Origin of the sequence: Myxococcus sp. AM011, from assembly GCF_013372595.1 — a bacterium.
Classification (GTDB): Bacteria; Myxococcota; Myxococcia; order Myxococcales; family Myxococcaceae; genus Myxococcus; species Myxococcus eversor.
Window position 1 is genome coordinate 1 of the sequence record NZ_JABXEM010000028.1, and the last position, 14,688, is coordinate 14,688.

At 71.3% G+C, this 14,688-nt stretch carries 12 protein-coding genes; 8 read left to right on the forward strand and 4 right to left on the reverse strand.

Going from position 1 to position 14,688, the window contains the following annotated elements; genetic code table 11:
* The first annotated feature begins 23 nt into the window (after positions 1 to 23).
* The 3 genes from HUW62_RS08150 to HUW62_RS08160 all read left to right on the forward strand — a co-directional run bounded on the left by HUW62_RS08150 (position 24) and on the right by HUW62_RS08160 (position 3,479).
* A complete protein-coding gene (locus tag HUW62_RS08150) occupies positions 24 to 860 on the forward strand; it encodes a hypothetical protein (protein ID WP_176434116.1) in 837 nt (278 codons plus the stop codon).
* A gap of 137 nt (positions 861 to 997) precedes the next feature.
* Positions 998 to 2,275 (forward strand): protein kinase, encoded by a 1,278-nt coding sequence (locus HUW62_RS08155; protein WP_176434090.1) that lies wholly within the window; start codon positions 998 to 1,000, stop codon positions 2,273 to 2,275.
* A gap of 202 nt (positions 2,276 to 2,477) precedes the next feature.
* On the forward strand, positions 2,478 to 3,479 hold the full coding sequence (locus HUW62_RS08160; RefSeq protein ID WP_163869533.1) for a sensor histidine kinase: 1,002 nt from the start codon (positions 2,478 to 2,480) through the stop codon (positions 3,477 to 3,479).
* On the opposite strand, the gene HUW62_RS08165 is transcribed toward HUW62_RS08160, so the two are convergent.
* Complete coding sequence (locus HUW62_RS08165) at positions 3,418 to 3,948, reverse strand: cysteine dioxygenase family protein (RefSeq protein WP_240357027.1); 531 nt, start codon at positions 3,946 to 3,948, stop codon at positions 3,418 to 3,420. The genes HUW62_RS08160 and HUW62_RS08165 overlap by 62 nt on opposite strands.
* Positions 3,949 to 4,117: 169 nt before the next feature.
* Between HUW62_RS08165 and HUW62_RS08170 the strand changes: the two genes are divergently transcribed.
* From HUW62_RS08170 to HUW62_RS08180, 3 genes are all read left to right on the forward strand, one after another.
* Entirely contained in the window at positions 4,118 to 5,611 is a 1,494-nt protein-coding gene (locus HUW62_RS08170; RefSeq protein ID WP_163869519.1) for an FAD/NAD(P)-binding protein, read from the forward strand.
* Between the two features lie 132 nt (positions 5,612 to 5,743).
* Positions 5,744 to 7,024: a hypothetical protein gene (locus tag HUW62_RS08175; protein ID WP_163869520.1), complete on the forward strand. Its 1,281-nt coding sequence runs from the start codon at positions 5,744 to 5,746 to the stop codon at positions 7,022 to 7,024.
* 185 nt (positions 7,025 to 7,209) lie between these two features.
* Positions 7,210 to 8,664, forward strand: a complete 1,455-nt coding sequence (locus tag HUW62_RS08180) for a hypothetical protein (protein ID WP_176434091.1) — start codon at positions 7,210 to 7,212, stop codon at positions 8,662 to 8,664.
* Positions 8,665 to 8,687: 23 nt separating this feature from the next.
* Here the strand turns inward: HUW62_RS08180 and HUW62_RS08185 are convergent, their stop codons facing one another.
* Positions 8,688 to 9,473 carry a 2-keto-4-pentenoate hydratase gene (locus tag HUW62_RS08185; RefSeq protein WP_176434092.1) on the reverse strand — a complete coding sequence of 262 codons (786 nt, stop codon included), beginning with the start codon at positions 9,471 to 9,473 and terminating at the stop codon, positions 8,688 to 8,690.
* 222 nt (positions 9,474 to 9,695) lie between these two features.
* Here HUW62_RS08185 and HUW62_RS08190 point away from each other — a divergent pair, with 222 nt between their 5' ends.
* Positions 9,696 to 10,307: an outer membrane beta-barrel protein gene (locus HUW62_RS08190; RefSeq protein WP_176434093.1), complete on the forward strand. Its 612-nt coding sequence runs from the start codon at positions 9,696 to 9,698 to the stop codon at positions 10,305 to 10,307.
* 63 nt (positions 10,308 to 10,370) lie between these two features.
* Here HUW62_RS08190 and HUW62_RS08195 read toward each other — a convergent pair whose 3' ends face one another.
* Complete coding sequence (locus tag HUW62_RS08195; RefSeq protein WP_176434094.1) at positions 10,371 to 11,153, reverse strand: SDR family oxidoreductase; 783 nt, start codon at positions 11,151 to 11,153, stop codon at positions 10,371 to 10,373.
* Between the two features lie 42 nt (positions 11,154 to 11,195).
* The gene (locus HUW62_RS08200; RefSeq protein ID WP_176434095.1) at positions 11,196 to 12,941 is read right to left on the reverse strand and encodes a HAMP domain-containing sensor histidine kinase; all 1,746 of its coding nucleotides are present in this window, start codon (positions 12,939 to 12,941) and stop codon (positions 11,196 to 11,198) included.
* A 284-nt stretch (positions 12,942 to 13,225) separates the two neighbouring features.
* Here HUW62_RS08200 and HUW62_RS08205 point away from each other — a divergent pair, with 284 nt between their 5' ends.
* A complete protein-coding gene (locus HUW62_RS08205; RefSeq protein WP_176434096.1) occupies positions 13,226 to 14,668 on the forward strand; it encodes an aldehyde dehydrogenase in 1,443 nt (480 codons plus the stop codon).
* Positions 14,669 to 14,688: the final 20 nt, after the last annotated feature.

Below are 14,688 nucleotides of genomic sequence, written 5' to 3' on the forward strand. Positions count from 1 at the left end.
GGGTGGAACCGGTGGGGGAGGAGATGGGGCACCTGCGCCACAGTCAGGTCTCCGCGAATGGCCTTTCAACGAATGGCTTGTCCACGAATGGCCTCTCAACGAATGGCTTGTCCACGAATGGCCTGTCCACGAATGGCCTGTCCACGAATGGCCTGTCCACGAATGGCTTCTCGACGTGGTTCAACCAGGACCCGGTGAATGCGGACGCGGTGATGTCCTACGTGGTGACGTGCGCGGTGCAGGCGGGGGTCGCCCGCACGTTCACCAATCCGGTGACGGGAAACACGCACATGTGGCTCGGGGCACTGGGACTGGCGCCGAGCTGGGCCGACGGAGCGCCCGCGACGGACCTGGAGAAGCAGGTGGTCTCCGCCTGCCTCGCGGCGCATGCGAACAAGTACGGCCTGCACGTGCCCATCTCCGTGCTGGGCCTCACCACGTCGAGCACGAACGCGCCCATCCCGTACACGCCGCAGGAGCTGGCGACGTACAGCGAGACGGAGGCGTGCTACTTCGGCAACCTGTTCGATGGCACCGGCGTCTTCGCGGCCAATGACCAGGCCTATCTGGCCGCGGACAAGAGCACTCCGCGCACGTGTGGACTGGCCTCGGGCCCGGCGCAGAACTGCCCGCCCATTACCCACGTGGGCATGTGCGCCACGTATTGCCAGGGCAGCACCTCGTCTTCGCCCTACTACACAAACTGCACGTACAACGGGAAGAACTACCGCCCCATCACCGCGCGCATCCGCCCGCAGGAAATCTATCGCTGCGGCGACGGCACCTGCCAGTTCACCGAGCGCTGCGGCACGGGCACCACCGCGCTGAGCTGCCGCGCGGATTGCGGCACCTGCCCCTGAGGGCGAGGCGTTGGTTTCGCGCGACACAGTCCGCGCCGGCGCGTTGGGTCCGTGAGGGCCCCCGCCGGTGGGGACATCCCCAGGGGTGGTGCTAGGCTTTCCCCATTCCCGAGGTTGGGCCGGACACGGGAGGTCGCATGAACGGTCTTCGCATCCTGGATGCCCCCGAGGGCACCGACATCGCCGGTTACACGGTGGAAGGACTGCTGGGCGCGGGAGGTTGTGGCGTGGTGTACCGCGCCACGCGCGACGGCCAGTCCGTGGCGCTCAAGCTCCAGTCACTGGTGCAACTGGGTGGCTGGGCCCAGCGCGAGGTCGCCATCCTGATGCGGCTGGCCCACCGCAACGTGGTGGGCTTCCGCGACGGCGGCCTGTTCCCACCAGAGGCGCCCGAGTGGCTCTATCTGGCGATGGAGTACGTGCACGGGCGCCCGCTGGCCCAGTGGGTGGAGGAGGAGAATCCCGGCGCGCGGCGCGCGGCGCGGCTGGCGCTGGGCATGGCGCGGGGACTGGAGGCCGCGCATGCCGCGGACGTGCTCCACCGCGACATCAAGGAAGCCAACGTGGTGGTGCGCGAGGAGGACGGCACGCCGGTGCTGATGGACTTCGGCGTGGGCGTCTATTCCGGAGCGCCCCGGCTGCCGCGCGGGGTGCTGCCCCCAGGGACGCCGCGCTACCGCAGCCCGGAGGCCCTGGCCTTCCGCCAGGAGCGCCGCGAAGGCGTGTACCCGGCCACCGTGGCGGATGACCTGTACGCGCTCGGCGTCGTCCTCTACTGGATGCTCACCGCGCGCTACCCGTTCGAGAACGTGGAGACGCCCGAAGGCGAGGTGGCCGTCATCCACCACCCTCCGGTGACGCCCGCCCTGCTCAACCCCCGGGTGCCGTGGGCGCTCAGCGAACTATGTCTGCGACTGCTCGCCAAGCAGCCCTGGCGTCGGGGCACCGCGAGCACCTGGTGCGAGGCGCTGGAGACGGCGCTCGCCAGCGCGGACGCTGCGTGGGACGTGCCCTTGTTCCCGGACGCGGCGAACGTGCCGGTGGACGTCCAGGGCGGCCCGCGCCCTCCATCGCGCGGACGGCGCTCGACGGGCTCCGGGACGCTGCCCGCGATTCAAGCCGTCTCCAGCCCCGCCGAGGCGCCCGGGCTCGTCGTCCGGGCCCGGCCGGTGACGCGGGAGGCTCGCGCCATCGAGTTACCGCGCGCCCTGCTGGCCCTGGGGCTGGGGGTGTGTCTCGTGGGTGGCGTGTGGTGGATGCGGCGCTGGCCACCTTCCTTGCTCGCGCTGACGCTGAGCAGCCGCGCGCGGACGCCGGAGCCCGGTGACTCGGGGCCTCACCCTCGGGCATCCCCCACGCCCACACCGCGTCCGAGCGCTCCGCGACACGCGCCCGGCTCCTCGCTGACGCGGTGACTCGGGGCGGACCTTCCAGTCGCCAACGCTGTCCGCGCCACTTCGGAGCGCTGGCGTCGACTACCCGTCTGGACAGACACGAACCCTCGCGCGAGCCGACATCGGCTCCTTGCCGGACACGTCCCGGCGGTGTTGACTGGGAAGGTCCGCCCGCCCCCGCGAAGCACCCGGGACGGACACCTGACGCCGAGATTGCGACGTGATGACGCTACGAGCCAGGGTCCTGTTGATGTCGGCGGTGGCGCAGCGGCGCGGCACGCTGCGACGCGCCTTCCAGGCTCGCGCGGGGTTTTCACAAGGAGCGGAGAGCCCGGGGTTGGACGTCGCCCGCGAGGCCGGCGAGGCGGGCAGGCGGCTGGAGGAGACGGTGCGGGAGCGGACCGCGGAGCTGGAGGCCGCCAACGCGAAGCTGTCCCGCAGCCTGGAGCAGCTCCACGCCACCCAGGCCCAGTTGCTCTTCGCGGACCGGCTGATTGCCCTGGGGCGCATCGCCGCGGGCGTGGGGCACGAAATCAACAACCCGCTCGCCTTCATCCTCAGCAACCTGGAGTACATCCACCAGGAGCTCCAGCAGAAGGAGCAGCTCCCCGAGCGCGAGCGCCAGGAGGTGCTGGAGGCGCTGGCGGAGACGCGCGACGGCGCGGAGCGCATCCGCCTCATCGTCCGCGACTTGCAGACGCTGTCGCGCTCGGAGGACGTGGGCAGCGGGCCCTCGGACGTGGGCGCGGTGGTGCGCACCGCGGCGAAGATGGCCATGCACGAGTTGCGGCACCGCGCGCGGCTCATCGTCGAGTGCGACGGCGTGCCGCCCGTGCAGGGCAATGGCTCGCGGCTGGGCCAGGTGTTCCTCAACCTGCTGCTCAACGCGGCGCAGGCGATTGTTCCCGGTCAGGTGGAGCTGAACGAGGTGCGCGTCGTCGCGCGCGAGGCGATGGCGGGCCGCCTGGTCTCGGTGGAGGTGCGAGACACCGGCTGCGGCATCTCCCCCGAGCACCGCGAGCGCATCTTCGACCCGTTCTTCACCACCAAGCCCCTGGGCGTGGGCACCGGCCTGGGCCTGGCGGTGTGCCATGGCATCGTCACGTCCCTGGGCGGCACGCTCACGGTGGAGAGCGCGCCCGGGCAAGGCAGCATCTTCCGCGTCACCCTGCCCGTGGCCGGCGCCTTCGCCCAGCCCCCGCGGCAACTGGACGCGGTGGTTTGAGCGTCACCACCTGGTCGTCATAGGGCGTCATGCCCTCCATCGGCGGCGCGTAGAGGTGCAGCGACACGGCGCCGCGACGCGTCGTGTTGAGGATGCGATGGATGGTGTCCGGCTCCTCGAGCATCAGGTCCCCCTCCTGCGCGCGCACGGACAGCTCGGGCAGCAGCCGGTCTCCCGCCCACGCATAGCGGGTCTCCCGCACCGCGCCGCGCACCATCAGGGACACGCCGGCCGAGCCACCGTGGTCATGGACGAGGGAACCCTGCCCCGGCCCCCAGCACACCAGCAGCAGCTCACACGCCTCGGTCTTCGCCAGCGTCCTGCGCACGTAGCGCGCCTCGTCGAACTGGACGAGTGACTCCAGCAGGCCCCAGTCGGGCCGGCTGTCGCGGAGCCGGTCCACCAACCACGACAACGAGGGGATGGACTCCCTGCGCTCTGGCAACGGCCAGCCGAGCAGGCTTCTCATGTCCGGGACTTCTCCGTCCCAGTCTTCCTTGGGGCGCTCTCGCATGGATCTCCCGGGATGTGCGTGGGAGTGTGGACACGGCCTGAGACCCTGGCCAGGGGTTGTCATTCGATTGTCTACGCTCGTGTGTCGGGATGCCGTGGGGCAGGGACGGACATAGGATTGCGGCGTGCGAGTTCAGAGCAGCCCCTGGGATGTGGCCGTGGTGGGGGGAGGGGCCAGTGGAACGTTGTTGGCCATCCACCTCTTGAGACAGGCCCGCGCCCCCTTCCGAATCCTCCTGGTGGAACGGGGCGGGCAGGTGGGCCAGGGGCTCGCCTACTCGACGCGGAGCCAGCGTCACCTGCTCAACGTCCCGGCCGCGCGGATGGGCGCCTTCGCCGAGGAGCCCGAGCACTTCCTGCGCTGGCTGCGCCAGCAGACACCCGACACGGAGGGCGGAGACTTCGTCCCCCGGCTGCGCTACGGCCAGTACCTGGACTCCGTGTTGAAGGAGTCCATCGCCCGCGCGCCCCCGGGTGTCCAGTTGGAGACGCAGTCGGGCGAGGTGACGTCGACGCGCGAGCACGGCGGGCTGGTGACGCTGACGACCCGAGGCGGCGTGGAGCTCGTCGCGCGAGCGGCGGTGCTGGCCCTGGGCAACGCGAGCCCCGCGGACCTGCGCGTGGCGGACGGCGGGCTGTACACAAGTCCTCGCTACCACCGCTCGCCGTGGGCGCCGGGCGCGCTGGACGGCATTGGCGAGGACGACACGGTGCTGCTCATCGGCACGGGGCTCACCATGGTGGACGCGGTGCTGTCCTTGGAGGAGCGCGGCCACCGGGGAGCGCTGCACGCGCTGTCGCGCCATGGCCTCCTGCCGCACCGCCACCCGCGCACCGTCCTCCAGGGCACCTATGCCTCGCCCGGCATCCGCGACGTGCTGCGCGCGCTGCGCGACACGGGGCTGCGCGACGACGGGCTGCCTGCCCTGGAGCAGCCCCATCCCATCCCCGTGCGGGTGCGCGCGCTCTTGCGCGTGCTGCGCCACGAGGTGCGCCGCGCGACGGACGCAGGGGCGAGCTGGCGGGCGGTGATGGACGCGCTGCGGCCGGTGACGGTGCCGCTGTGGCAGCGGCTGGACATCGGAGAGCGCCGGCGCTTCCTGCGGCACCTGCGCGCCTACTGGGACGTGCACCGCCACCGCATGGCACCGGACGTGGCGGACGGGCTGGAGCGGCTGAGGACCCAGGGCCGGCTGGCGCTGCACGCGGCCCGCGTGCGGAGCTTCCACCCAGACGACGCGGGCACCGTGCGGGTGCGCGTCCGGCGCCGGGGAGAGCGGCGCGAGGAGGACCTCCAGGTCCACCACGTGGTCAACTGCACGGGCCCGGAGGGCGACGTCACCCGCCATGGACATCCGCTGCTGCATCGCCTCGCCGAGGAAGGCCGGGTGCGCCCGGACGCCCTCGGCCTGGGCCTGGACACCGACCGCCACGGGGCGCTGCTGGACGCGAACGGGCATGCCGGGGGGCGCCTGTTCACCCTGGGCCCCCTCCGGCGCGGCGAGCTGTGGGAGACCACGGCCGTGCCGGAGATTCGCACCCAGGCCCGCGCCCTGTCCGAGCACCTGCTCAAGCGGCTGGGACGCGGCTTCATCGCCCCCCGCCGCAGCGCTGGCTGAGAATAGACTGGCGGGGCAGCCTGTCCACGGAAGAGTGGAAACCCCTGGAGCCGGGATTTCATGCGAGGCTTCCCGCCGCCGGGCTTCCCCCTCATGACTTCCCATCGCGCTCTCATCCCCGTGGCAGGAGGCATGCTCGCCCTCCTCCTCGTCTGCGCGGGGAGCCTGGCCTACTTGCAATTGCGCACGGGGCCGCTGGAAGAGCGGCTGGTGCGCGAGGTGAATGAGCTGGCGCGGGCGCGGTACGCGCGGCCCTCGCACGTGCAGCCGCCGAGCCCGGGCACCTTCGCCCGCCACCTGGAGCCGCTGCTGGAAGACGTGTTGCACCTGTACCAGGAGCGGCAGAAGTCGGGCACGGGTCCGGACTCGACGCTGGGGCAGCACTGCCGGGACGTGGCGGACGGGAAGCTGCCGACGTCGTCCTTGCCCTCGGCGTGCGGCGAGACGCTGGAGCGCGCGCGGCCCCTGCTGGAGCAGGTGCTGGCGGCGACGCACGCGGAGTTCGGCGGACTGCCGGAGCGGCTGGGGGTGCTCGCGCCCGTCACCCATGCGCGGTCCAACGGGAAGTTCGCGTTGATGTACGTGGTGAACCTGGCCGCGCTGGACACGCGGCTGAAGCTCTCCCAGGGCAGGCCGCTGGCGGCGCTGGACACGTGCCTGGACGCGCTGGCGCTGAGCCGCGAGCTGGAGCTGGGCGGGGGCATGGAGGGGCAGCTGCTCTCCGCGACGGGCCACGGCGTGCTCTACCGGCCGTGCGCGGACGCGCTGGACGCGGCGCCCACGGAGCGCAAGCCGCTGGCGATTGCCCAGTTGGTGAAGCTGGCCGAGGGCTTCGCGCCCTTCTCCATGTCGCTGCGGCACGAGTCCGCGCTGGTACAGCTGGTCTACTTCCGGGGCCTCTTGTCCGACGAGGCCCTGGCCGCGCTGCCGCCGCACAGCGAGGACTGCGTGCCGCTGGAGTTGAGGGACGAGGAGGCCATCAACGACGGCCCCCTGGGCTCGCGGCGCGCGTGGTGGACGCTGGTGGAGGGCTTCGACGCGCTGACGGCCGCGGCGGACCTGCCCACCTCCGCGCGTCGCCGGGCCTTCGCGCTGCTGGAGGCGAGCGAGGAGGAGAACCAGCTCGGCTCCATCCATGGACCGCACATCGCCACCTATGGCGAGTACGCGGAGCGGTTGGATGTACGAAGGCTCCAGCACGACGCGCTCATCACCCTGGCGGAGGTGGACCTGGCGCGCGCCGAGCGAGGCCACTGGCCGGAGTCCCCCCCGCACCACAAGGACTCCTCCTTCGTGCTGGAGACGCTGGGCCCGACGGAGGCCCGCATCCAGCCCTGCGCTCGCGCGCACTCGGCCCAGGGCCTGCGCGTGACGGCGGACCTCCCCTCCACCGCGCGCCGGCCGGAGCCCTGAGCGCGACGCACGCACGCCTCCCCTCCCCTCGTGCGGACGGGCTGGTGTCGGCGGCCTGCTCGGGTGGCCTCCAGGGGCTACCTTCCTGACGGACGCACTCACCGCCTGGGAGGGGGAATGGGCCTGCCGCACGCAAGGAGTCCTGGCACGCCGCGGCGCTCCGGGCGCGATGAAGCAGGTCCACCATGATGGCGCGCCGCTTCGTCGCGGACTTCGACTCCTCGGCCGCCATGTTGCGCGCGCTCGCAAGCTTCCTGCACGGCCGCGACTTCCCCGCGCTGGGCACGCACCGCCATACCCACCCCTTGTTCGAGACGCTCCTCCCGGTGGTCAACCACCTCTCGGTGCCGCTGCGCGAGGCGGCCTTTGTCCGCGGCGGACTGGCGGAGGCCCTCACGCCGCGCGCGCTGGCCCACTTCGACGCGGAGGCCCTGGCGCGCTGGGTGGTCGCTCGCTACCCGCGCCGGCGCTACCCGGCCGCCGTGGTGGGCGCCTCCAATGGCGCGCTCGTCCACCTGTGCGCGGCGCTGGGCATTCCGTGGCTGCCCCAGACGCAGCTGTTGTCCGTGCGCCATGACGGGCGCGTGCTCGTGGACGAGCCCCTCAAGGATTTGGACTTCGCCAGGGAGCCCGCGCGCCGCCTGCTGGAGTCCCATCCGGACCTCCAGTTGCACCACACGCACGACGCCAACCACGACCGGCTCCTGTTGCGAGGGCTGACACACTTCCGGGTGAAGCGCCGCCGCCTGGGCGCCGCCTATGTCCGCTTCCTGGAGGACGTGCTGGAGCCCGGCGCCACCCTCTTCGTGTCCGAGTGCGAGCTGCGCTGGCCCACGCTGCGGCAAGGCGAGCGGCACGTCTTCCAACAGGGGGCGTTGGGCGGGGCGAGCCCGGACGAGTACTACCTGGGTGGCCCGCGCGTGGAGGCGTGGCTGCGGAGCCAGGGCTCGTCCCATCCGCGCTGGCCCACGCCGCCGCCGGACAGCGACAGTCCGGAGGCGGAGTGGGGCTTCGAGCCCGCGCTGAGCGAGGACCTCCAGCGCCTGGCGCGCAAGCGGCGTTGGCGGCTGCGTCGCATCGTCTATCCGGAGCCGGAGGCGCTCAGCCCGCTGGTGGCGGACCTGTACCGGCACTGGTATCGCGACAGGCGCATGCCGCTGGGACAGCTGCTGGTGGAGTCCTCGATTCTGCTGGAGCCCTGGTGGGCGCTGCGCACCGGCGCGGTGCCCTTCTGGATGGTGCTCAACACGCGCCCTTCCGCCCGCGCGCTGGAGCATTACCTGGACGCGTCCGAGCCCTGGGATGCGCTCTTCCTCATGCTCTGCTCCCGGGGCGTGGACTCGCTGGGCATGGCGCCGCTGCAACGTTGGCGGGAGCTGCTCTCGCGCGGGTTGGACCGGGGCGAGCTGGTGGGCGTGGACGAGCGGGAGTACCCACGCGACTTCGCCTCCGTCGTCCGCTACCACCCCGCGCTGAAGCGGGCGCTGGCCCCGCGCCACGCCATGCCCGAGCGGATGGGCCTGGAGCGGCTGGAAGCCTTCCTGCGCCAGCACGGGGACCGCTACGCGGTGCGCTGGCACGACACCGACACGCGCCCGCGTCACTCGAGCGCGGGCGTGTCCTCGTCGTGGATGAACTGAGGCACCGGAAGCCCGGAGCCGCGCTACCCGGCAGACACCGCCACGGAGCCCAGGCCCTCCACGACGAGCCGCACCTTGTCTCCAGGCTGGAGCATGTGCGCGGCCGTGGCGGCGCCCGCCAGGACGATGCTGCCGGCGGGGAGCACCTGGCCCCGCTCGGCGAGCAGCGCGCACAACTGCACCACGGACAGCACCGGGTCTCCGGAGATGGCGTCCGAGCGGGCCGACTGCACCACCGCGTCGTTCACCGACATCTTCATCTCCAGGCGCGTCAAGTCCAGCGCGCGCGGCGGGTGCTCCTCCGTCGCGAGGACGAACAGCGCGGAGGACGAGTTGTCCGCCACCACGTCCGGCAGGGAGAAGTACTTGAAGTCGCGGTAGCGCGAGTCGAGGATTTCCATCGCGGCGAACACGGACTCGCACGCGTCCAGCGCCTCCTCGCGCGTCACCGTCCCGCTCAGCTCGCGCGCGGTGCGGAAGGCGATTTCCGGCTCGATTTTCGGGTGGATGCCCTGCCCCAGCCGGATGACGCCGTCCGCCTCCACGCGCATCCGGTCCGTGAGGACGCCGTACACCGGCGAGTCCAGGTTCATCTGCTTGCGCTTGGCCTCGGACGTCAGGCCCATCTTCAGGCCGACGACGCGCTCACCCTCGGCCAGGCGGAGCTGGATGCCCCCCTCCTGGACGGCGTAGGCCTCCGACAGCGTGAGCTGGGGCAACTCGTTCGTGAGGGGCGGCACTTCGCGCCGCTCTCGCCGGGCGGCGTCCAGGCGTCGGGCCAGCTCCGAGGGGTCCACGGTCTGCGTCATTGCATCCCTCTCCAGGTGGGGTGTTGCGGGGGCGGCGCAGCAGAGCACGGCCGGAAGCCCCAGGCGAGGCGGCTGATGCGCAGGGCGTCCGGCTCCGGGGTATAAGCCGCGCCCACCGGAGACACGGGGCATCCGGGGACTGGAATCATCGGGTCGACGTGCTGCATAACCCCGGTTGTGGCCCCCGGCCGGGCGGGCATCCCGAAGCAAGGACTCCACTTCATGCGATATCTCTGGCTCTTCGCGGCAGTGCTTCTACCGACCACGTTGGCGTTCGCGGACGAGACGCCCGGGCGGCATACCCACGACGGATTCTACCTGCGCGGCCAGCTGGGCATCGGCTACACGCGCGCCGAGGCAAAGGAAGTCGACCTGGCCATCAAGGGCGCCTCGGGCTCCCTCAACCTGGAGCTGGGCTACGCGATCATCAACAACTTCATCATCTACGGAAAGCTCTTCGGCACGTCGACGACGAACCCGGACATCGAGGTGGGCGACATCACGATTGAAGGTGACGAGGGCGACGACGTGGCCAGCAACTACGCCGGGATTGGCGTGGGCGTGACGTACTACTTCATGCCCGTCAACCTCTACATCTCCGGCGCGGTGGTGGCCAACCAGCTCAGCGTCACGCAGGACGGCGAGCAGGAGGGAAGGACGGACTCCGGCGTGGGCCTGAACCTGGGCCTGGGCAAGGAGTGGTGGGTGAGCGACAACTGGGCGGTGGGCATCGGCGCCGAGGTGGCGCTGGGCCGCATCCGCAGCAGCGAGAACGACGGCGACGACTGGGACGTCACCAGCTTCTCGCTGCTCTTCACCGCCACCTTCAACTGAGGGTCGGCCTCGGGTGGCCGTGACGCTTCCGTTCTCGCGGACGAGTCACGGCCCCCTTGAGCCTCAGGCCTGCTGGTTGAGTCCCGCGGCGATGGCCGTCGCTGCGGAGCGCGGGCTGAAGCGCACCATGAAGGAGGCCATGACATTGAGCGCGCCGTGCACGGCCAGCACCTTCCCGCGCATCATCGCCTTGTAGGCGTGCTCCACCACGTCCTCGGGCTTCGCCACGCCGGAGCGCTGGAACAGGCGGCTCTTGTCATTGCCCGCGCGCTGGGCGAACTCCGTCTGCGTCGCGCCAGGGCAGGAGCAGGTCACCGTCACGCCGGTGCCCTTCAGCTCGTAGGACATCCCCTCCGACAGCGACACGACGAACGCCTTCGTCGCGTAGTACGTGGACATGTAGGGCCCGGCCTGGAACGCGGCGGTGGAGGCCACGTTGAGGATGCGGCCCTGGCCGCGCTCACGCATGGGCCGGGCGAACAGGTGCGCCAGCTTCAGGAGCGCGGTGCAGTTGACCTGCACCATCTCCGCCTCGCGCTTCACGTCCTGGTCCAGGAAGGGGCCCGAGCTGCCGAAGCCCGCGTTGTTGACGAGGAAGTCCACCGTCAATCCGCGCTGGGCCACCTGCGCGAAGAGCTGCTCGGGGGCCTCCGGCTGCGCCAGGTCCGCGGGCAGCACGTGGGCCTTCACCCCGTGCTCCTTCTCCAGCGCCGCGGCGAGTTCTTCCAGCCGCGAGGCACCGCGTGCGACGAGGATGACGTCGTGCCCGTCCCGGGCAAAGCGCCGCGCGAAATGCACTCCGAGGCCAGCCGAGGCTCCGGTGATGAGGGCCACCTTGCGTGACATGTTGTTTCCTCCCAGCGCCCTTATAGCCGAGCGCCGGGCGACTCACGCATTCGCGGCGGCTTCGTGACGGGGGAGCGTGACTTCGAAGCGGCTGCCCAGCTCCGGCTCGCTGCGCACCTGGATGTCGCCACCGTGGGCTTCGACAATCTGTCGGGTGATGTAGAGCCCCAGCCCCAGCCCTCCATAGTGGCGCTCGCTGACGGCGCGGCCGAAGCGCTCGAAGATGTGGGACTGGTACTCGCTGGCGATTCCGATGCCCGTGTCCTCCACGCGCAGCACCACCCGCTCTGGCTCTCCCCGGAGCGCGATGTGCACGGGATGGCCCGCGCCGTATTTCACCGCGTTGGCGAGCAGGTTCGTCAGCACCTGCTCCAGTCGGGCCCGGTCCCAGTGCCCATGCACGTCGCCCCGCACGGAGACCGACACCGGACTTCCCGCCTGGCTCGCGGGGACGGCGAGCTGGTCCTTCACCTCGCGCGCCACCGCCTCCAGGTCCACGTCCTCGCGGTGCAGCACCAGCCTGCCGCTGGACAGGCGCGACACGTCCAACAGGCCGTGGACGAGCCCCGACAGCTTGTCCACCTGGCGTTGCACGACGTCGAGCTGGGAGATGACCATCGGCGTGGGGAGGTAGGGCCGGTCCTTGCGCGTCTGCCGCCGCAGCCACTGGAGGCGGAGCTGAAGCGGGGTGAGGGGCGTCTTGAGCTCGTGGCTGGCCACGGCGAGGAACTCGTCGCGCAGGCGCACGGAGCGGCGCGCCTCGCGGTACAGCCGGGCGTTGTCCACGAGGAGCGCGGCGCGGCGGGCCAGGTCCTGCGCCGTCTCCAAATCGGCCTGGTTGTAGTGGCGCGAGGGACGCACCGCGAGGAAGGTGAGCGCGCCCAGCGAGCGGCCGCGCGCGAGCAGCGGCACGGAGAGGATTTCGTGGAAGCCCACCGCGCGCATCGTCTCGTAGTGGGCCTCGCTCACCGCCACGCGGCGCAGCCAGGCCTCGTCGACGTCGTCCACCAGGAGGGATTCAGCGTGACGGACCACGCGGGAGGTGGGGTGCGAGCTGCCCTCCGGTCCGGCGGGAAAGCACCGCACGCGCTGGGCGAGCGCGTCCAGGCCGGGGTCGGCGTGAGCGACGGACGTGCGTTGCACGGTGCCCGCCTCGTCCATGACGTCGACGAAGCACCAGTCCGCGAGGATGGGGACACAGAGCCGGGCCAGGGTGTCCAGCGTGGCCTTCGGGTCCAACGAGGACGAGGCCAACACCCGGCTCGCGTCCGCGAGGAAGGCCGCGCGCTGCTCCGCCGACTCCGCCTCCGCGCGGGCGTGCTGTTCCTCTCGCAGGAGGCGCGCGGACTCCAGCGCCAGTCCCGCCAGCCGGGCGAGTCGATGGAGGGCCAGTTCGTCCTCACGGCTGAAGTCCCCCACCTCCCGGTCGAAGAGATAGAGCACGCCCGCATCCCCGGGCAGCGACCCGTGCAGCCGGCCACGAGGCTCCGCGCGCGAGGCGCGACGCTCTCTCGACGTGCGGCCGGGCTCGTCGCTGGACGGCACGGTGTAGCCGCCCCAGACCTCATAGGCGTGTGAGAGCGACGTGACGCTCGCCCCTCGCGTCTTGCCGGGAGCGGGCGAAAGGACGACGGTCGCCTGGTGGGCGCGCGTCAGGCGGCGGGCGATCTCCACGAGCACGGCGAGCGCCTCTTCGACCGTGGCGGCCGACAGGAGCTGCCTCGAGTCCGCGTCCTCCGCCGCGCGCGCCTCTTCCAGCGACATGGGCGCGACAGGTTCCATCGGCATGTTCGACTCCCCTTGGGCTCAACCCCGTCCGGCCCCTCGCCCCTCCGATGTGACGAAGGGCTTCAACGCCCCCTCGCCCTCCGGACAGGCAGGGCCGTCGGGCGTTTGACGCGAGAGGACGACACGGTGAAGAGCGCTTGCCGCAATGCTGGTGACGGCTCCGTCGGTTGCGTACATTGCGCCCCGTTCGACCCGGGTTCGCGCGGTCCCCCTCCCTCTCGGCAACCGAAGAGGCGGGCGCCCGTGGGCGGCTCGGGGTGCGGGCACGCACGGAGGGTCCGGCCATGGAGAAGGTGCTCAACTACATCGGTGGGGAGCTGTTGCCCGCCCGCGGTGGCCAGTGGCTGGACAAGCCGGAGCCCGCGACGGGGAAGACGTACGCCCAGGTGCCGGACTCGGACGCCACCGACATCCAGCACGCGGTGGAGGCCGCCAGGCGCGCCTTCCCATCCTGGTCCGCCACGCCCGCCGCCGAGCGCTCCCGCCTGATTCGCCGTCTGGCCGACGCCATCCGGGAGCGGCTGGCCGACTTCGCCCGCGCAGAGTCCATCGACTCCGGCAAGCCGCTGTCCGTGGCGGCGAACGTGGACATTCCGCGCAGCATCCTCAACTTCGAGTTCTTCGCGGACGCGGTGACGCAGTTCGCAAGCGAAGCGCACGCCACCGACGGCGTGGCGCTCAACTACACGCTGCGCTCGCCCCTGGGCGTGGTGGGCTGCATCTCCCCGTGGAACCTGCCGCTCTATCTGCTGACGTGGAAGCTGGCGCCCGCGCTGGCCATCGGCAACTGCGTGGTGGCCAAGCCCTCCGAAGTCACGCCGATGACGGCGTATCTCCTGTCCCAGGTCTGCCGCGAGGTCGGCCTGCCGCCCGGGGTGCTCAACGTCGTCCACGGCCTGGGCCCCAAGGTGGGCGCGGCCATGAGCCAGCATCCGGACATCGCCGCCATCTCCTTCACGGGCAGCACCCGCGTGGGCTCGGAGATTGCGCGCGTGGCGGCGCCGAACTTCAAGAAGCTGTCGCTGGAGATGGGCGGGAAGAACCCGAACGTCATCTTCGAGGACTGCGACTTCGAGGAGGCGCTGGCGACGACGGTGCGCTCGTCGTTCTCCAACCAGGGCCAGATTTGCCTCTGCGGCCCGCGCATCTTCGTGCAGCGCCCCATCTACGAGCGCTTCAAGGACGCGCTGGTGGCGCGCACGCGGGCGCTCAAGGTGGGTGACCCGCTGGAGGCCAGCACCGAGCAGGGCGCGCTGGTGTCGCAGCAGCACTTCGACAAGGTGATGGGCTACATCGACCTGGCGAAGCAGGAGGGCGGGCGCGTCCTCACGGGAGGACAGCGCGCGAGCCTGTCCGGCCGCTGCGCCGAGGGCTGGTTCGTGGAGCCTACGCTCATCGAGGGCCTGGACTCAGCGTGCCGCACGAACCAGGAGGAGATTTTCGGCCCGGTGGCCACGCTCATCCCCTTCGACAAGGAGGACGAGGTGCTCGCGTGGGCCAACTCCACGAAGTATGGCCTCGCCGCCAGCGTGTGGACGAAGGACGTGACGCGGGCGCACCGCTTCGCGTCGCGGCTGCACAGCGGCATCGTCTGGGTGAACTGCTGGATGCTGCGCGACCTGCGCACGCCGTTCGGCGGGGTGAAGGACTCGGGCGTGGGACGCGAGGGCGGGTGGGAAGCGCTGCGCTTCTTCACCGAGCCGAAGAACGTGTGCATCAAGCTGTGACGCGCCGGACGGAGACACGA

Bases quoted from the DNA above. Each gene is read 5' to 3' on its own strand.
- HUW62_RS08190 (WP_176434093.1), top strand. From the start codon at position 9,696: ATGCGATATCTCTGGCTCTTCGCGGCAGTGCTTCTACCGACCACGTTG.
- HUW62_RS08200 (WP_176434095.1), bottom strand. From the start codon at position 12,941: ATGCCGATGGAACCTGTCGCGCCCATGTCGCTGGAAGAGGCGCGCGCG.
- HUW62_RS08150 (WP_176434116.1), top strand. From the start codon at position 24: ATGGGGCACCTGCGCCACAGTCAGGTCTCCGCGAATGGCCTTTCAACG.
- HUW62_RS08180 (WP_176434091.1), top strand. From the start codon at position 7,210: ATGATGGCGCGCCGCTTCGTCGCGGACTTCGACTCCTCGGCCGCCATG.
- HUW62_RS08160 (WP_163869533.1), top strand. From the start codon at position 2,478: ATGACGCTACGAGCCAGGGTCCTGTTGATGTCGGCGGTGGCGCAGCGG.
- HUW62_RS08185 (WP_176434092.1), bottom strand. From the start codon at position 9,473: ATGACGCAGACCGTGGACCCCTCGGAGCTGGCCCGACGCCTGGACGCC.
- HUW62_RS08175 (WP_163869520.1), top strand. From the start codon at position 5,744: ATGCTCGCCCTCCTCCTCGTCTGCGCGGGGAGCCTGGCCTACTTGCAA.
- HUW62_RS08195 (WP_176434094.1), bottom strand. From the start codon at position 11,153: ATGTCACGCAAGGTGGCCCTCATCACCGGAGCCTCGGCTGGCCTCGGA.
- HUW62_RS08205 (WP_176434096.1), top strand. From the start codon at position 13,226: ATGGAGAAGGTGCTCAACTACATCGGTGGGGAGCTGTTGCCCGCCCGC.
- HUW62_RS08165 (WP_240357027.1), bottom strand. From the start codon at position 3,948: ATGAGAAGCCTGCTCGGCTGGCCGTTGCCAGAGCGCAGGGAGTCCATC.
- HUW62_RS08155 (WP_176434090.1), top strand. From the start codon at position 998: ATGAACGGTCTTCGCATCCTGGATGCCCCCGAGGGCACCGACATCGCC.